Source organism: Sphingomonas sp. Leaf21, from assembly GCF_916858675.1.
Taxonomy (GTDB): Bacteria; Pseudomonadota; Alphaproteobacteria; order Sphingomonadales; family Sphingomonadaceae; genus Sphingomonas.
This window is the reverse complement of the sequence record NZ_CAKASM010000025.1, coordinates 25192-40721: the sequence shown is the minus strand read 5'-3', so window position 1 is coordinate 40721 and position 15530 is coordinate 25192. Positions and strand designations below refer to the sequence as shown.

Here is a 15530-nt window from a genome sequence, read left to right as displayed (position 1 = left end):
TCCTCCTAATCCTTTGCCGCGCGCGGATTTCGCGCTAACCACCGCCGATGGACCAGCCCGACATGTCGCCCCGCGCCCGCCTGATCTCGCCTTCGCTGTTCGCCCTGTCGATCTTCTATGGTGGCATGGTGTGTATCGCGGGGGTGCTGGGCAACAAGCAGGTTTCGCTGGGGCCGCTCGCGGTCGAGGCGGGGATCTTCGCCTTCCTGCTCCTGGTCGTGACGTCGAGTGCGGTGGCGGAACTGCACGGGCCCTCGGTCGCGGGGCGGCTGGTGCGGGTCGGGTTCGTGCCGCTGCTCGTGTCGCTGGCGCTGTCCTGGGTGGTATGGATCCTGCCGCCCTCGCCCGAGATGGTCCCGGCCAATCGCGACGCGATCCAGCTCATCCTGGGTTCGACCTGGCGGATATGGCTGGGCGGCATCGTCGCCTATGGCGTGTCGCAGACGCTGAACGTCACCATCTTCGCGGCGCTCAAGGGCCGGGAGGGGAGCAAGCTGCTCTGGCTGCGCGCGGCGGTGGCCAGCATGCTCAGCCAGGTGGTCGACACGCTGCTGTTCGTCACCATCGCCTTTTACGGCGCCTTCCCGATCGGCCAGCTCATCGTCGGCCAGATGATCGCGAAGGTGACGCTGTCCGCGATCCTGGTGCCGCCGCTCATCTATCTGTTCGTGGCGCTCGGGCGGCGGCTGGATCGCGCCTGACGCCATATTGCCGGTTTTCCCCGCCCCTCGCGCGCGATAAAGGGCCGCCATGACCAACCACGATCCCGACGCCGCCCTGCTCGCCAAGGCCGAGACGCTGACCGAGGCGCTGCCCTATCTGCAGCGTTATGCGGGCAAGACCTTCGTGGTGAAATATGGCGGCCACGCCATGGGCGATCCCGAGCGGCAGCGCGACTTCGCCGAGGACATGGTGCTGCTCAAGGCGGTCGGCATCAACCCGGTCGTGGTGCATGGCGGCGGTCCGCAGATCGGCGCGATGCTCAAGCGGCTGGGCGTCGAGTCGCAGTTCGTCAACGGCCTGCGCGTGACCGACCGCGAAACCGCGCAGATCGCCGAAATGGTGCTGGCCGGATCGATCAACAAGGAGATCGTGAGCTGGATCTCCGCCGCCGGGGGCCGCGCGGTCGGTATCTCGGGCAAGGATGCCGGCCTCGTCATCGCCGAGAAGATCCAGGGGCGCGAGGCCGATCCGCTCCAGGGGATCGAGCGGCATGTCGATCTGGGCTTTGTCGGCGAGCCGGTGTCGGTCGACCCGCGCCTGATCGAAAGCCTGTGCGCCGACGGCATCATCCCGGTGATCGCGCCGGTCGCGATCGGGCTGGACGGCAACACCTATAACATCAACGCTGACACCATGGCGGGGGCGATCGCCGCGCGGCTCCATGCCTCGCGCTTCTTCCTGCTGACCGATGTCGCGGGGGTGCTCGACAAGCAGGGCGAGCTGATGACCGACCTGAACCCCGCCCGGATCGCGGAATTGCGGACGGACGGCACGATTTCGGGGGGCATGATCCCCAAGCTGGAAACCTGCGTCAATGCGGTCGAAGCCGGGGTGGACGCGGCGGTGATCCTCGACGGGCGCGTACCGCACGGGATGCTGCTGGAGATCTTCACCAGGCAGGGGGCCGGGACTTTGGTCCGGCGGTAAGGCGGGGCGAGGTCGGGGCGTGGCCCTCGACTTCGCTCAGCCTGAACCGGCGTCAGGAAAGGCTGCCTGAGCCTCTAGCCGCTCCCCTCCCGCAGGCGGGAGGGGGTGGGGGAGGGAAAGCCCCAAGCGATGGTCTCTGCGAGGCTCCGGCCCTCCCCCGACCCCTCCCGCCTGCGGGAGGGGAGAAAGAAGGAGGCGGGAGGGGCTTTAGACGCCTTCAAAAATCGACCGCGACGCCCTTCAATTCCCAATCCCCATAGCGCACCGGGTTCTTCCCCAACGGATCGGCTTCCGGCTCCGGCTTCTCCTCGGGTTCCGGCACCGGCGGGTTGGGCGAGAGATAGGCGGGCGGTTTCACATGGTCGGGGCGCTGGCCCATGGGCGGTCCTTTCGACTAAAGGGGCGGACTATCGCGGCCCATGTCGGGGCTGACAGGAGTTTTGCCAAGTGACACGTCCCCCCCAATCGCCGACCCGTGGCCGCCCCGATCGTCGCGGTGGCCCCAAGGGCGAGGACAGGCGCGGGCGTCAGCAGCGTCCCACCGAGCCGCTGGGCACCGCCGCGCGCCGCGCCGCCATCCGGCTGCTCGACGCGGTGCTGCGCCGGGGTGAGCCGCTGGAGGCGGCGCTGGCCTCGGCGACCCGTTCGCTGCCGGGCGGACCCGACCGGGGCCTCGCCCATGCCATCGCGGCGGAGACGCTGCGCCGTCTGCCCGATCTCGACGCGCTGATCGACTCGGCGACCAAGCAGCGGCTGCCCGACGATGCCAAGGCGCGCTTTGCGCTCCGTATCGCGCTGGTGCAGGTACTGGCGCTGGGCACCCCGCCGCATGCCGCGATCTCGACCGTGCTGCCGCTGGTCGATGGCGGGCCGCGCAAGCTGGTCCACGGCGTGTTCAGCACGATCACCAAGAGCGGCGTGCTGCTCCCCGAAATCCCCGCGCTGCCCGACGCGACCGAAGCGCGTTGGGAGGAGAATTGGGGCGGGGACATGGTCGAGGCCGCCGCGCACGCCATCGCCGCGCCGCCGCCGCTCGACCTGACGCTCGCCGATCCATCCAAGACGGCCGAATGGGCCGAGACGCTGGGCGGGGTCAGCCTGTTGCCCGGCCATGTCCGCCTTCCCTCCGGCCATGCGGTGCTGGAGTTGCAGGGCTTCGACGAGGGCGCCTGGTGGGTGCAGGATCTCGCTGCGTCGATCCCCGCCCGCCTTCTGGGCGAGGGACGTGGCAAGGTTCTCGACCTGTGCGCCGCGCCGGGGGGCAAGACGCTCCAGCTCGCCGCCGCCGGTTGGGACGTGACCGCGATCGACCAGTCCGAACAGCGGCTGGGCCGCCTGAACGAGAATCTGGAGCGGACGAACCAGTCGGCGACGGTGATCACCGCCGATCTGCGCGAATGGAGCCCCGCCGAGCCGGTCGACGCGATCCTGGTCGACGCGCCGTGCAGCGCCAGCGGCATCTTCCGCCGCCATCCCGACGTACTCTACCGCGTACGCCCGGCGATCATCGCAGAGATGGCGGAGTTGCAGCGGGTGATCCTGGCCCGCGCCGCCGACTGGCTCAAACCCGGCGGGACGCTGGTCTATGCGACCTGCTCGCTGGAACCCGAAGAGGGGGAGCGGCAGATCGCGGCATTCCTCGACCAGCGCCCGGATTACGCGCTCGATCCGATCACCGGCGACTGGCCCGGCCTGACCGATCGCGGCACGATCCGGACGCTGCCGACGATGCTCGCAAAGGAAGGGCGGCTCGACGGTTTCTTCATCGCGCGGCTACAACGCAAAGGCTGACTTGGCCGCGATATGCGGATACAGGTGGCGCCATGCTACCTGTGCGTATCGCTCCCTCCATCCTTTCCGCCGATTTCGCCCGCCTGGGTGAAGAAGTCCGGGCCATCGACGCCGCCGGTGCCGACTGGATTCACATCGATGTGATGGACGGGCATTTCGTGCCCAATATCACCATCGGCCCGGCGGTGGTGAAGGCGCTGCGCCCGCACACCGCCAAGCCGTTCGACGTGCATCTGATGATTTCGCCGATCGACGCCTATCTCGACGCCTTTGCCGAGGCGGGGGCGGACACGATCACCGTCCATCCGGAGGCGGGGCCGCACATCCACCGCACGATCCAGCATATCAAGGGGCTGGGCAAGCGCGCCGGGGTCGTCCTGAACCCCGCCACGCCCGCCAAGATGCTGGATTACCTGATCGACATGGTCGACCTTGTCCTGGTCATGAGCGTCAATCCCGGCTTTGGCGGACAGAGCTTCATCGACAGCCAGCTCAAGAAGATCGCGGCGATCCGCAGGATGATCGAGCAGTCGGGCCGCGCGATCGACCTGGAGGTCGATGGCGGCGTCGATCCGGGCCACGCCCGGCGCTGTGTCGAGGCGGGGGCGGATGCGCTGGTCGCGGGGACCGCCGCGTTCCGGGGCGGTCCGTCGCAATACGCCGCCAATATCGCCGCCCTGCGCGGTTGAGCGGGATGCGCACCCAGGGTCAGGGCGACACCGCCCCCAATGTCGCGGACAGCATCGAGGAGGGCAGGCGCCTCGTCCGGGTACAGACCGGCGGACTGTCGCTCGCCGACCGGCTGAGCGAGCATCTCCACCGGCTGACCTGGCGGACCCCGCTCCATTCGCTGCGGCTGAAGGGGCGTCATCCGCTCAAGCTGATGGCGGTGCCCGAGGATCCGATCCTGGGCGATATCGAGCGGGGCCATGCGCTGCTCGGCGGGGTGCTCGACTGGCGTGGCGAGGAGCGCGGGGTCGAGTCGATCGATTTCGCCCGACCCGACTGGTCGACCGGATTCGCGGACCATCTGCACGGCTTCGCGTGGCTGCGCGACCTGTCCACCGTGGCGACGCGCGCGCAGGGGGCGCCGATCGCCGAATATCTGATGGGCCGCTGGCTCGACGCATTCGGCGAGACGGTCGACGCGGTGGCGTGGCGTCCCGACCTGTGGGGACGGCGCATCCTGTTCTGGACGGCGCATGCGCCGTTGATCCTGTCCTCGACCGACCTCGTCTATCGCTCGCGCGTACTCAACACGCTGGCGCGCGGTGCGCGGCACCTGGATCGCGGCGCGGACAAGGCGCCGCCGGGTGTCGCGCGGATCGCGGCCTGGTGCGGGGTGATCGCGGCGGGGCTGCTGCTCGCCGGGGGTGATCCGCGCCAGGCGTTCGGCGAGGCGGGTCTGGCGCGCGCGCTCGACAGCGGGCTGTTCGCCGATGGCGGGGTCATCGCGCGCAGTCCGGCGGTGCAGCTCGACACGGTCATGCTGCTGACCATGATGCGCGAAGTCTATGACGCGCGCGGGCTGGCCTTTCCCGACATCTTCCAGGCGCGGCTGCAGAAGATGGTCTCCGCGCTGCTCGGCGTGATGCACGGGGACCGCGCCTTGTCGAGCTGGCAGGGCTCGGGCCCCGAGACGCCGGAAAAGATCGCCGCGGTGATCGAGGCGTCGGGCGTCCGCACCCGGCCGCTTCGCCAGGCGGGCGACTGGGGCTATCAGCGGCTGGCGGCGGCGCAGGCGGTGCTGGTCATGGACGCGGCGCCCCCGCCGATCGCGCGGGCGATCGAGGGCGGTTGCGCGTCGACCCTCGCCTTCGAATTTTCCGACGGGGCGCAGCGGATCGTCGTCAATTGCGGCGGCGCGCGCGCGACCGTGGCGCAGGTGCCCGCAAGCCTGGCCCATGGCCTGCGTACCACGGCGGCGCATTCGACGCTGACGCTGGGCGATTCCAACTCCACCGCGATCCATGCCGACGGAACGCTGGGGCGCGGTGTCGCCGAGGTGGAGCTGAGCCGTCAGGAATCGGACGCGGCGAGCCGGATCGAGGCGAGCCATGACGGCTATGTCCGGCGCTATGGCTTTACCCATCGGCGGCAATTGCTGCTGACCGGCGACGGGCGCGAGCTGCGCGGCGAGGACGCGCTGCTGCCGCAGGGGCGCAAGCGCCAGGCGGGCAGCACCGTCTTCGCGCTTCGCTTCCACCTGGGCGACGGGGTCGAGGCGATGGTGACGGCGGAGAGCGGACAGGCGATCCTGCGACTCGACAACGGCGCATTGTGGCAGTTCCGCTGTCGTGGCGGCACGCTGGCGATCGAGGAGTCGCTGTGGATCGACGGCACCGGCCGCCCGGTCGCGACACAGCAGCTGGTGGTCACCGGCGAAACCCCCGCGGGCGGCGCGCATGTCAGCTGGGCGTTCAAGCGGGCGCTGTGACTCATGGTCCTCCCCGGCACGGGGAGGGGGATCATGCGAAGCATGGTGGAGGGGAGAGTGCCGCAACGGGCATCGCATGAGGAAGCCCCCCCGCCGTCAGGGCTTCGCCCTGCCACGTCGCTGCCACCTCCCCGTGCCGGGGAGGAACATTTTGCGCTTCGGCGAATCGGAGTCTATCGGGTCGGCGAACTCCCCCAGCATGTAGGACCCGCTGCCCGATGGCCGTTTCGCTCCCCACCGCTATTTCCGTCGATACCGTGCCGGTCCGCCGTGCGCTGCTGTCTGTATCCGACAAGACCGGCGTCATCGACCTGGCGCGCGCGCTGGCGGAGCGGGGGGTCGATCTGGTCTCGACCGGCGGCACCGCCAAGGCGATCCGCGATGCGGGGCTTCCCGTGCGCGACATTTCGGAGGTCACGAACTTCCCCGAGATGATGGACGGCCGGGTCAAGACGCTGCACCCGATGGTCCATGGCGGCCTGCTCGCGGTGCGCGACGACCCCGCCCATGCCGCCGCGATGACCGAACATGGCATCGGTGCGATCGACCTGGTCGTCGTGAACCTCTACCCCTTCCAGCAGACGGTCGCGAAGGGCGCGGAGCGGCCCGAGATCATCGAGAATATCGATATCGGCGGCCCGTCGATGGTCCGTTCGGCCGCGAAGAACCACGGCTATGTGTCGATCCTGACCGACCCGGCCGATTATGCCGACTTCCTGGCCGAACTGGCGGCGAATGACGGTGCCTCGACGCTGAAGACCCGCCAGCGCCTCGCCGCCAAGGCCTTTGCCGCGACCGCCGCCTATGATTCGGCGATCGCCCAGTGGTTCGCCTTCGCCGACCAGGGCGAGGCCTTTCCGGCGACGCTGCCGCTCGCCTTCACCAGGCATCCCGAGACGCTGCGCTATGGCGAGAACCCGCATCAGGTCGCCGCGCTCTATTTGCCGCAGCGGGGCGGGCAGGGCATCGCCCAGGCCGAGCAGTTGCAGGGCAAGGCGCTCAGCTACAACAACCTCAACGACGCCGACGCCGCGCTGGAGCTGGTCAGCGAGTTCCTCGACGGCCCGCCGACCGTGGTGATCGTCAAGCATGCCAACCCCTGCGGCGTGGCGAGCGGCGCGACGCTGCTCGAGGCCTATCAGGCGGCCTTTGCCTGCGACACGGTGTCGGCGTTCGGCGGCATCATCGCCTGCAACCGTCCGCTCGACGCCGAGACGGCGGACGCGATCTCGGGCATCTTCACCGAGGTGGTGGTGGCCCCGGATGCATCGCCGGAAGCGCGCGCGATCTTCGCGCGCAAGAAGAACCTGCGCCTGCTGCTGTCGGGCGAACTGCCCAACCCCTCGCGGCCGGGCCTGATGATGAAGTCGATCGCGGGCGGCCTGCTGGTCCAGAGCCGCGACAATGGCCGCCTGACCGACGATATGCTGACGGTCGTGACCAGGCGCGCGCCTACCGAGCAGGAGCTGGCCGATTGCCGCTTCGCCTGGACGGTGGCCAAGCATGTGAAGTCGAACGCGATCGTCTATGCCAAGGGCGGCTCGACCGCGGGTGTCGGCGCGGGCCAGATGAACCGACTGGAATCGGCGCGCATCGCCGCGTGGAAGGCCAAGGATGCCGCCGAGAAGGCCGGCTGGGCGGAGCCGCGCACCATCGGTTCGGCGGTCGCGTCGGATGCCTTCTTCCCCTTCGCCGACGGCCTGCTCGCGGCGGTCGAGGCGGGCGCGACGGCGGTGATCCAGCCGGGCGGCTCGATCCGCGACGACGAGGTCATCGCGGCGGCGGACGAAGCGGGCCTCGCGATGGTGTTCACCGGGATGCGCCACTTCCGGCACTGAGTCGATCCTCCCCGGTACGGGGAGGTGGCAGCGCGCAGCGCTGACGGAGGGGGGCTTCGGCCAGAGACGTCTAGGGACGTACCTGGCCGCAAGCCCCCTCCACCACCCTTCGGGTGGTCCCCCTCCCCGTGCCGGGGAGGATTTTTTACCGCGTGATCCCGCCCGCATTGGGCAGCGTCGCCTCTTCCGCGCTCGGCGCCTTTCCGAACAACGCGCGGTCCGCCGTCCCGAAGGCCCAGCGCCACAGGATCAGCAGATAGGTCGCCGCGATGGCGGGCTCGCCGAACAACAGCTCGGCCCATTCCAGCCGCTTGGGCAGCAGCGTGAAGATGCCCCCCACGACCGCCGCCGCCACCGCCGCCCAGACCAGCGGCCAGCGGAACGGCGAGACCGGGGCCTTCAATATCCTCGACAGCACCCGCGCCTTGATCACCGAGGTCATGGTGACGCTCATCGCCAGCGCCACCGCCGGGCCCGCCGCCGCCCAGGTCTCGGGCCAGCCGAGCCTGCGCATTCCTAGGATCAGCGCGAAGCTCAACGCGATCTGCACCCCCAGCATCGCGATCGAGATCATCAGGTTGCGATGCCGCGCGGTATAGACCAGCGCCGATTCGCATACCGCACCGGTGGAGGCCAGCACTTCGGCGAACAGCAGGAAGGCGAGCGCGGCGGTGCCCGAGACGAATTGCGGGCCGACCACGCCCATCACGCCCTCGCCCGGAATCGATCCCATCAGCGCCAGGCAGCCCTGCGCCGCCATGATCCAGAAGGCCACCTGCCGCACCTGCCGCGCGATCGCGGCCATGTCGCCGTTCGCCAGGCTCTGTGTGATGACCGGGCCCAGGATCGGGTCGAAGCTGGTCTTCAGCTTCTGCGGCAGCGAGGCGACCTGCTGCGCCATATAGTAGATGCCGACGATGCGCGGTTCGAACATCACGCCCAGGATGAAGCGGTCGACGTTGCGCGTGCCCCATTCCAGCGCATCGGCCCCGGCGAGCGGCGCATTGGCGCGGGCCAGCGCGAAGACGGCGGCGAGGCGCGGTGTCCAGCCGAAGGGCAGGCCATAGCTGCGCAGGAACGGCACCAGGCTGGCGATCAGCGCGGCGGTCATCGAGGCGACATAGGACAGGACCAGCCCGTCGCGGATGGTGAAGAAGGAAAACACCCAGGCCGCGATCGAGATCGTCCAGGGCTCGACCACCGCGCGCGCGGTGACGGTCGCCTTGACGTTCAACCGATAGGCGAGCGCTGCCAGGCTGACGTCCGACCAGGCGACCGCGACGATGATGCAGGGCAGCCAGCGGTCGAGGCCGCTGATCGCGCTATTGGGATAGAGAAGCTCGGGAAAGGACCATAAGATGGCGCTCGCGGTGACCGAGGCGAGCGCGGCCAGCGCCATCGCATCCCATACGACATGGACATGCGGCCTGTCGGTCGAGGCGAGCGCCTGCGCCAGCCCGCGCTTCATCCCCAGCGTCGCGACCAGCGCGGCCAGTTCGACCACCACCACCGCGATGGCGAAGCGCCCGACCAGGTCGGGACCATAGATGCGGCCCGCGATGAACAGAAACGGGATGCGCGCCGCCAGCCGCAGGATGAATCCCGCGATGTTGGTCCGCCCGCCCTTGGCGAGCGTGTCGATGTCCTGGCTTTGAGCCATCAGCGGGCGCGGTGCCTTGGATTCTTTGCTCCCCCGTAAGGGGAGGTGGCAGGCCGCGGGCCTGACGCAGGGGGGGCACCGGTGGAGAGGACTAGCGCCCTGTCGGACCGGCGCGCCCCTCCACCATGGCTATCGCCATGGTCCGCTTCCCCAGGCATGGCCCGGGGCGGAACGGGGGTGAGGGTAGTGTGGATCAATGCGCCGCGCCCCAGCTCTTGCCGAAGCCGACCTCGACGCCGAGTGGCACCGAGAGTTCGACCGCCGGTTCGGCGGCGCCCGCCATCACGTCGCGGATGACCGCACCGGCGGCTTCCGCATCCGCCTCGGGTGCCTCGAACACCAGTTCGTCGTGGACCTGGAGCAGCATCCGCACATGGCCGAGTCCGGCGGCGGCGAGGGCGGGTTCCATGCGGACCATGGCGCGCTTGATGATGTCGGCGCTGGTCCCCTGGATCGGCGCGTTGATCGCGGCGCGCTCGGCCCCCTGCCGTTCGCCCTGGTTGCGCGAGGCGATGCGCGGGAAATGCGTCTTGCGGCCGAACAGGGTCTCGGTGAAGCCCTTCTCGCGCACGCTCGACAGCGTCTCGGCGATATAGCGGTTGATGCCGGGGAAACGCTCGAAATAGCGGTCGATCATGGCTTGCGCCTCGTCCGCCGACACGTCGAGGCGACCTGCCAGGCCCCAGCGCGAAATGCCGTAGAGGATGGCGAAGTTGATCGTCTTGGCGCGCCCGCGCGTGTCGCGATTGACCTCGCCGAACAGCTCCTTGGCGGTCAGGCTGTGGATGTCGTCGCCATTGGCGAACGCGTCGCGCAGCGCGGGGACATCGGCCATGTGCGCGGCCAGCCGCAATTCGATCTGCGAATAGTCGGCGGCGATCAGGACATGGCCGTCCTCGGCGATGAATGCCTCGCGCAACTGCCGCCCGACCTCGGTACGGATCGGAATGTTCTGGAGATTGGGCTCGGTCGAGGATAGCCGCCCGGTCTGCGCGCCGGTCAGGCTGTAGCTGGTATGGACGCGCCCCGTCTTCGGATTGATCTGCGCCTGCAGCGCGTCGGTATAGGTACTCTTCAGCTTGGAAAGCTGGCGCCATTCGAGGATCTTGCGCACGATCTCCGCCGCCTCGCCGCCGTCGCGGGCCAGGCGTTCCAGCTCGGTCACGTCGGTGGAATAGACCCCCGACTTGCCCTTGCGCCCGCCCTTCAGGCCGAGCCGGTCGAACAGGATCTCGCCAAGCTGCTTGGGGCTGCCGATGGTGAAGGGGGTGCCCGCCATAGCGTGAATCTCGCCCTCCAGCGCGGCGATCTGTCCGGCGAATTCGGTCGAGAGTTGCGACAGGCGCTCGCGATCGACCTTGATCCCGCGCCGCTCCATCCCCGCGATGACCGGGACGAGCGGCCGGTCGACCATCTCGTACACGCGTGTCGCCTGCTCCATCGGCAGCCGCGCCTTGAACCGCTTCCACAGCCGCAGCGTGACGTCGGCATCCTCGGCGGCGTAGCGGGTGGCGAGCTTGAGGTCGACCTCGTGGAAACCGAGTTGCTTCTTGCCGGTCCCGACCACCTCCTTGAAGGCGAGGCAGGTGTGCGACAGATGAGTCGCGGCCAGCTCGTCCATGCCATGGCCGTGAAGCCCGGCGTCGAGGTCGAAGCTCATCACGATCGTGTCGTCATGCGGCGCGATGGCGATGCCACGCTCGCCCAGAACGATCATGTCGAACTTCAGGTTCTGACCGATCTTCAGGACCGACGCGTCCTCGCACAGCGCCTTGATCCGCTCCAAGGCCGCCGCGACCGGAATCTGCACCGGCACTTCGGACAACAGGTCGTTGCCGCCATGGCCGAGCGGGATGTAGCACGCCTTATTGGGCGACAGGCACAGGCTGACCCCGACCAGTTCGGCCTGGGTCGCGTCGGTCGAGCTGGTCTCGGTATCGATCGCGATAAAGCCCTGCGCCCGCGCTTCGGCCACCCACTGGTCGAGCGTGTCGAGATCCTGCACCGTGACGTAGCCGTCGAGATTACACGGCTCGTCATCGTCCATCGGGGCGGCGGGGGCGGTGTCGCCGGTCGGCACGGGCGCAGCGTCCTCGGTGATCTGCCCCATCTTGGCGATCAGCGAGCGGAAGCCGTGATGCTCGAGAAAGGCGCGAAGCGGCGCATCGGGAATGCTCGGGTGCAGCGCCAGCGTCTCCAGCGTCTGCGGCAGCGGCGCGTTGCACTCCAGCGTCACCAGCCGCTTGGACAGCCGCGCATTGTCGGCATGTTCGATCAGGTTGTCGCGAAGCTTGCCCTTCTTCATCTCGGGCGCGGCGGCGAGGACCGATTCGAGGTCGCCATGCTCGACGATCAGCTTGGAGGCGGTCTTGGGGCCGACACCCGGCACGCCCGGCACGTTGTCGACGCTGTCGCCCATCAGCGCGAGCACATCGCCCAACTGCTTCGGGCCGACGCCGAACTTCTCCTGGACATAGGCTTCGCCCAGGCGGCGGTTGTTCATCGTGTCGAGCATGTCGAGGCTGCCATCCTCGACCAGCTGCATCAGATCCTTGTCGCCCGAGACGATCGTGACCTGCCACCCCTCCGCCATGGCGGCGCGGGCATAGCAGGCGATCAGGTCGTCGGCCTCCAGCCCGGCTTCCTCGATGCACGGCAGCGAGAAGGCGCGGGTGGCGTCGCGGATCATCGGGAATTGCGGCACCAGATCGGGCGGGGGCGGGGGGCGGTGCGCCTTATACTGGTCGTACATGTCGTTGCGGAACGTCTTGGACGACTTGTCGAGCACCACCGCCATATGGGTCGGCCCGTCGGCGGCGTTGATCTCGTCCACCAGCTTCCACAACATGGTGGTATAGCCGTACACCGCCCCCACCGGCTCGCCATGCTTGTTGGTCAGCGGCGGCAGGCGGTGATAGGCGCGGAAGATATAGCCGGAGCCGTCGACGAGATAGAGATGGGGCATGACCAGCGCGGTTTAGCGGATGCGGGCGGTGCTAAACAGTCCCTGATATCACGGCGTTCCCGGAATGTTGCCGATGCGCCACGTTATCGGCGAATGATCCCGCCCGGTGCGCGCGACGGTGCGCGCGACGGCGCTCGGGTCAATTCGCCACCGCCACTGGCCCGCGCGGCGGACCGGCGTGGCGCGCCACCGCTGCCGCGACATCCTGGATCAGCAACTGGCGCTGGCGGATATCCTCGGTGGTGTCGCCGATCATCACCGCGATGGCGAAGCGGCGACCGTCGGGGGCGGTCAGCAGGCCGACATCGTTGAAGCCCGCATTGCGGCGGCCCAGATCCTGGCCGGTTCCCGTCTTGTGCGCGATCTTCCAGTCGGCGGGGATCGCGGCGCGCAGCCGGGCATGGCCGGTGCGCGAGGCCTCCATCGTATCGAGCAGGATGCGGGTCGAGGTCTCCGACAACAGCTCGCCGCGCGCCAGCCGGGCGAGCGCATCGGCGATGGCGATCGGCGCCGCGCCATCGGGCGGATCACTCACATAGGCGTCGAGCGCCGCCGTCCGTGCCGCCGGATCGAGCCGGTTGCGCGCCGCCTGGAACGCCCCCGCCAACGCGAAGGCGGGTTGCCAGGTGAGACCCGCCGTCTTCGCCTGGAGCAGCCTTTCGCCCGGACCGAAGCGGATATCGCCCAGCCGCTTGGCGGCGATCATCGCGCGCACCGCGTCGGGACCGCCGACATAGGTCAGCAGGCGATCGTTCGCGGTGTTGTCGCTCTGGGTCAGCGCGCGGGTCATCAGCTCGCCGACCGTGGTGTGATAGCCGTCGCCCTTCACCAGCATCGCGATCGGCTGATGGAACAGGGTCAGGTCCTCAGGGCGAACGACCAGCGGCTCGTCCAGCCGGGCGCGACCCTGATCGCGCAGCGAGAGCAAGGTCATCGCGACCCACAGCTTGGAAACCGATTGCTGCGGCAGGCGCTGGCGCCCGCCTGATTCGACGGTCCAGCCGTCATCGACCGCGCGTATCGCGATCCCCTTCTTGCCGCTGAACCCGGCGGACAGCCGCGCGATCTCGTCGACCAGCCCACTCGGCGGGGCGGGGGCGCGACTGGGGCTTGCCGGGGGGAGCGCCATCGACACCATCGGGGCGGGATCGGGCCGCCCGTTCGCATGGGTGGAGCCGCCCGGCCGCGTATCGGTGCCACATGCCGACAGCGCCAGGAGAAAGGCCGCGGCACAGGCGTTGCGCCGCCAACCGATCAATCCACGCTTCGTCACCGCCATACCCCGCTGCACCCGCCGATCCTGACGCGACGACCCGCCCTGCGAAATCCCCCGGATAGCCGGTTGCGATGAACGGCGGTGATCCCGCGACAAACCGTGAAACCTGCTGTGATGCTGCGGGATCGGCCATGGATCGTGTCCTCCCCTGGCAGGGACTTTCGCCAGGAAAGGCTTACGGGGGGGATGACGGCGGTGTCCCCACGCCACCCGACGCTACGGGATCAGGATCGTGTCGACGGCGTCGGGCAGCGTCTCGGGATAGTCGAGCGTATAGTGGAGTCCGCGGCTTTCCTTGCGATGCAGGGCGCAGCGGACGATCAGCTCGGCGGTCTGGAGCAGGTTGCGCAGCTCGATCAGGTCGGGGGTGACGCGGAAATGGCCGTAATAGTCGTTCACCTCCTCGGTCAGCATCCGGATCCGATGCTGCGCGCGTTCCAGTCGCTTGGTGGTGCGCACGATGCCGACATAATTCCACATGAAGCGGCGGATCTCGGTCCAGTTCTGCTTGATGACCACCTCTTCGTCCGAATCGGTGACGCGGCTTTCGTCCCAGGGGCGGATCGAGGGGGGCGGGGGGAGGTCGTCCCAGTGCGCCGCGATATGGTCGGCGCACGCCTCGCCATAGACGAAGCATTCCAGCAGGGAATTGGACGCCAGGCGGTTGGCGCCGTGCAGGCCCGACTGGGTCACCTCGCCCGCCGCATAGAGGCCGGGCAGGTCGGTACGTCCGTCGCGATCGACGATGACGCCGCCGCAGGTATAGTGCTGGGCGGGGACGACCGGGATCGGCTGCACCGTCATGTCGATGCCGAGGCTCAGCAGCTTTTCGTGGATATTGGGGAAATGCTCGCGGACGAAGGCGGGCGGCTGGTGGCTGATGTCGAGATGGACGTAATCCAGGCCCAGCCGCTTGATCTCATGATCGATCGCGCGCGCCACGATATCGCGCGGTGCCAGCTCGGCGCGCGGGTCGAGGTCGGGCATGAAGCGGTGGCCGGTCTCGGGAATCTTCAAATGCCCGCCCTCGCCGCGAACCGCCTCCGTAATCAGGAAATTCTTGACCTGGGTGTTGTAGAGGCAGGTCGGGTGGAACTGCATGAACTCCATGTTGGAGACGCGCGCGCCCGCTCGCCAAGCCATCGCGATGCCGTCACCGGTCGCCCCCTTGGGCGCGGTGGAGAATTGATAGGTGCGGCCCGCCCCGCCGGTCGCCAGGATCGTCGCGCGCGCCTTGTGCAGCACCACGCGTCCCGTGCGCCGGTCGACGGCATAGATGCCCCAGACATGGCCCGCCCCCGAATAGCGCATCTCGTGGCGGCTGGTCGCCAGGTCGATCGCGACCTGGTCGGGGACCATGGTGATGTTGGGATGTGCGTCGGCGGCGCGGAGCAGCGCGTCGAGTACCGCCCAGCCCGTGGCATCCGCGACATGGACGATGCGCCGGTGCGAATGCCCGCCCTCGCGGGTCAGATGCAGCATGTTGCCCTCGGTCGCGAAGGGTACGCCCAGCTTCTGCAACCGGTCGATCGCGGCGGGCGCGTTCTCGACCACGAACTCGACGGTGGCGCGGTCGTTGAGACCGGCGCCCGCGACCATCGTGTCCTCGATATGGCTGTCGAACGTGTCGCCGGGTTCGAGCACCGCGGCGATTCCCCCCTGCGCCCAGGCGGTCGAGCCCTCGTTCATCTTGCCCTTGGCCAGGACGGTGACCTTGAACCGATCGGCAAGGTTGAGCGCGGCGGTCAGCCCGGCCGCGCCCGACCCGACGATCAGGATATCGGAAGCGGTCATGCGCGGGCTCCTTCGGGCGCGTTGGCGGGGAACATGACGGCCCTGTGGCACGGACGGCGGGCGGGGGACAGGGGATAGTGCGTGGGCGTAGCAAGTGGGGGATCGTGGCTTGCCGGAAG

Annotated in this window: 11 protein-coding genes; 6 read left to right on the top strand and 5 right to left on the bottom strand. The window is 68.8% G+C overall.

Annotated features, from left to right (window positions below):
• Window positions 1-62 precede the first annotated feature (62 nt).
• Together LRP66_RS15375 and argB are read left to right on the top strand one after the other, a co-directional pair.
• A complete protein-coding gene (locus LRP66_RS15375; protein WP_230483480.1) occupies window positions 63-701 on the top strand; it encodes a queuosine precursor transporter in 639 nt (212 codons plus the stop codon).
• 49 nt (window positions 702-750) lie between these two features.
• Window positions 751-1650, top strand: a complete 900-nt coding sequence (argB, locus tag LRP66_RS15370; protein WP_230483479.1) for an acetylglutamate kinase — start codon at window positions 751-753, stop codon at window positions 1648-1650.
• Window positions 1651-1867: 217 nt separating this feature from the next.
• Here the strand turns inward: argB and LRP66_RS15365 are convergent, their stop codons facing one another.
• Window positions 1868-2029 (bottom strand): DUF1674 domain-containing protein, encoded by a 162-nt coding sequence (locus LRP66_RS15365; protein ID WP_230483478.1) that lies wholly within the window; start codon window positions 2027-2029, stop codon window positions 1868-1870.
• A gap of 68 nt (window positions 2030-2097) precedes the next feature.
• On the opposite strand from LRP66_RS15365, the gene LRP66_RS15360 reads away from it, so the two are divergent.
• From LRP66_RS15360 to purH, 4 genes are all read left to right on the top strand, one after another.
• Window positions 2098-3441 (top strand): RsmB/NOP family class I SAM-dependent RNA methyltransferase, encoded by a 1344-nt coding sequence (locus tag LRP66_RS15360; protein WP_443026706.1) that lies wholly within the window; start codon window positions 2098-2100, stop codon window positions 3439-3441.
• A gap of 32 nt (window positions 3442-3473) precedes the next feature.
• Complete coding sequence (rpe, locus tag LRP66_RS15355; RefSeq protein WP_230483477.1) at window positions 3474-4130, top strand: ribulose-phosphate 3-epimerase; 657 nt, start codon at window positions 3474-3476, stop codon at window positions 4128-4130.
• A 5-nt stretch (window positions 4131-4135) separates the two neighbouring features.
• The gene (locus tag LRP66_RS15350; RefSeq protein WP_230483476.1) at window positions 4136-5878 is read left to right on the top strand and encodes a heparinase II/III family protein; all 1743 of its coding nucleotides are present in this window, start codon (window positions 4136-4138) and stop codon (window positions 5876-5878) included.
• 218 nt (window positions 5879-6096) lie between these two features.
• Entirely contained in the window at window positions 6097-7716 is a 1620-nt protein-coding gene (gene purH, locus LRP66_RS15345) for a bifunctional phosphoribosylaminoimidazolecarboxamide formyltransferase/IMP cyclohydrolase (RefSeq protein ID WP_230483475.1), read from the top strand.
• A gap of 145 nt (window positions 7717-7861) precedes the next feature.
• Here purH and LRP66_RS15340 read toward each other — a convergent pair whose 3' ends face one another.
• The 4 genes from LRP66_RS15340 to nadB all read right to left on the bottom strand — a co-directional run bounded on the left by LRP66_RS15340 (window position 7862) and on the right by nadB (window position 15411).
• Window positions 7862-9376 carry a lipopolysaccharide biosynthesis protein gene (locus LRP66_RS15340; protein ID WP_230483474.1) on the bottom strand — a complete coding sequence of 505 codons (1515 nt, stop codon included), beginning with the start codon at window positions 9374-9376 and terminating at the stop codon, window positions 7862-7864.
• 193 nt (window positions 9377-9569) lie between these two features.
• Window positions 9570-12341 (bottom strand): DNA polymerase I, encoded by a 2772-nt coding sequence (polA, locus tag LRP66_RS15335; protein ID WP_230483473.1) that lies wholly within the window; start codon window positions 12339-12341, stop codon window positions 9570-9572.
• 139 nt (window positions 12342-12480) lie between these two features.
• Complete coding sequence (locus LRP66_RS15330; RefSeq protein WP_230483495.1) at window positions 12481-13620, bottom strand: serine hydrolase; 1140 nt, start codon at window positions 13618-13620, stop codon at window positions 12481-12483.
• 213 nt (window positions 13621-13833) lie between these two features.
• Entirely contained in the window at window positions 13834-15411 is a 1578-nt protein-coding gene (gene nadB, locus LRP66_RS15325; RefSeq protein ID WP_230483472.1) for an L-aspartate oxidase, read from the bottom strand.
• Between the last annotated feature and the right edge of the window lie 119 nt (window positions 15412-15530).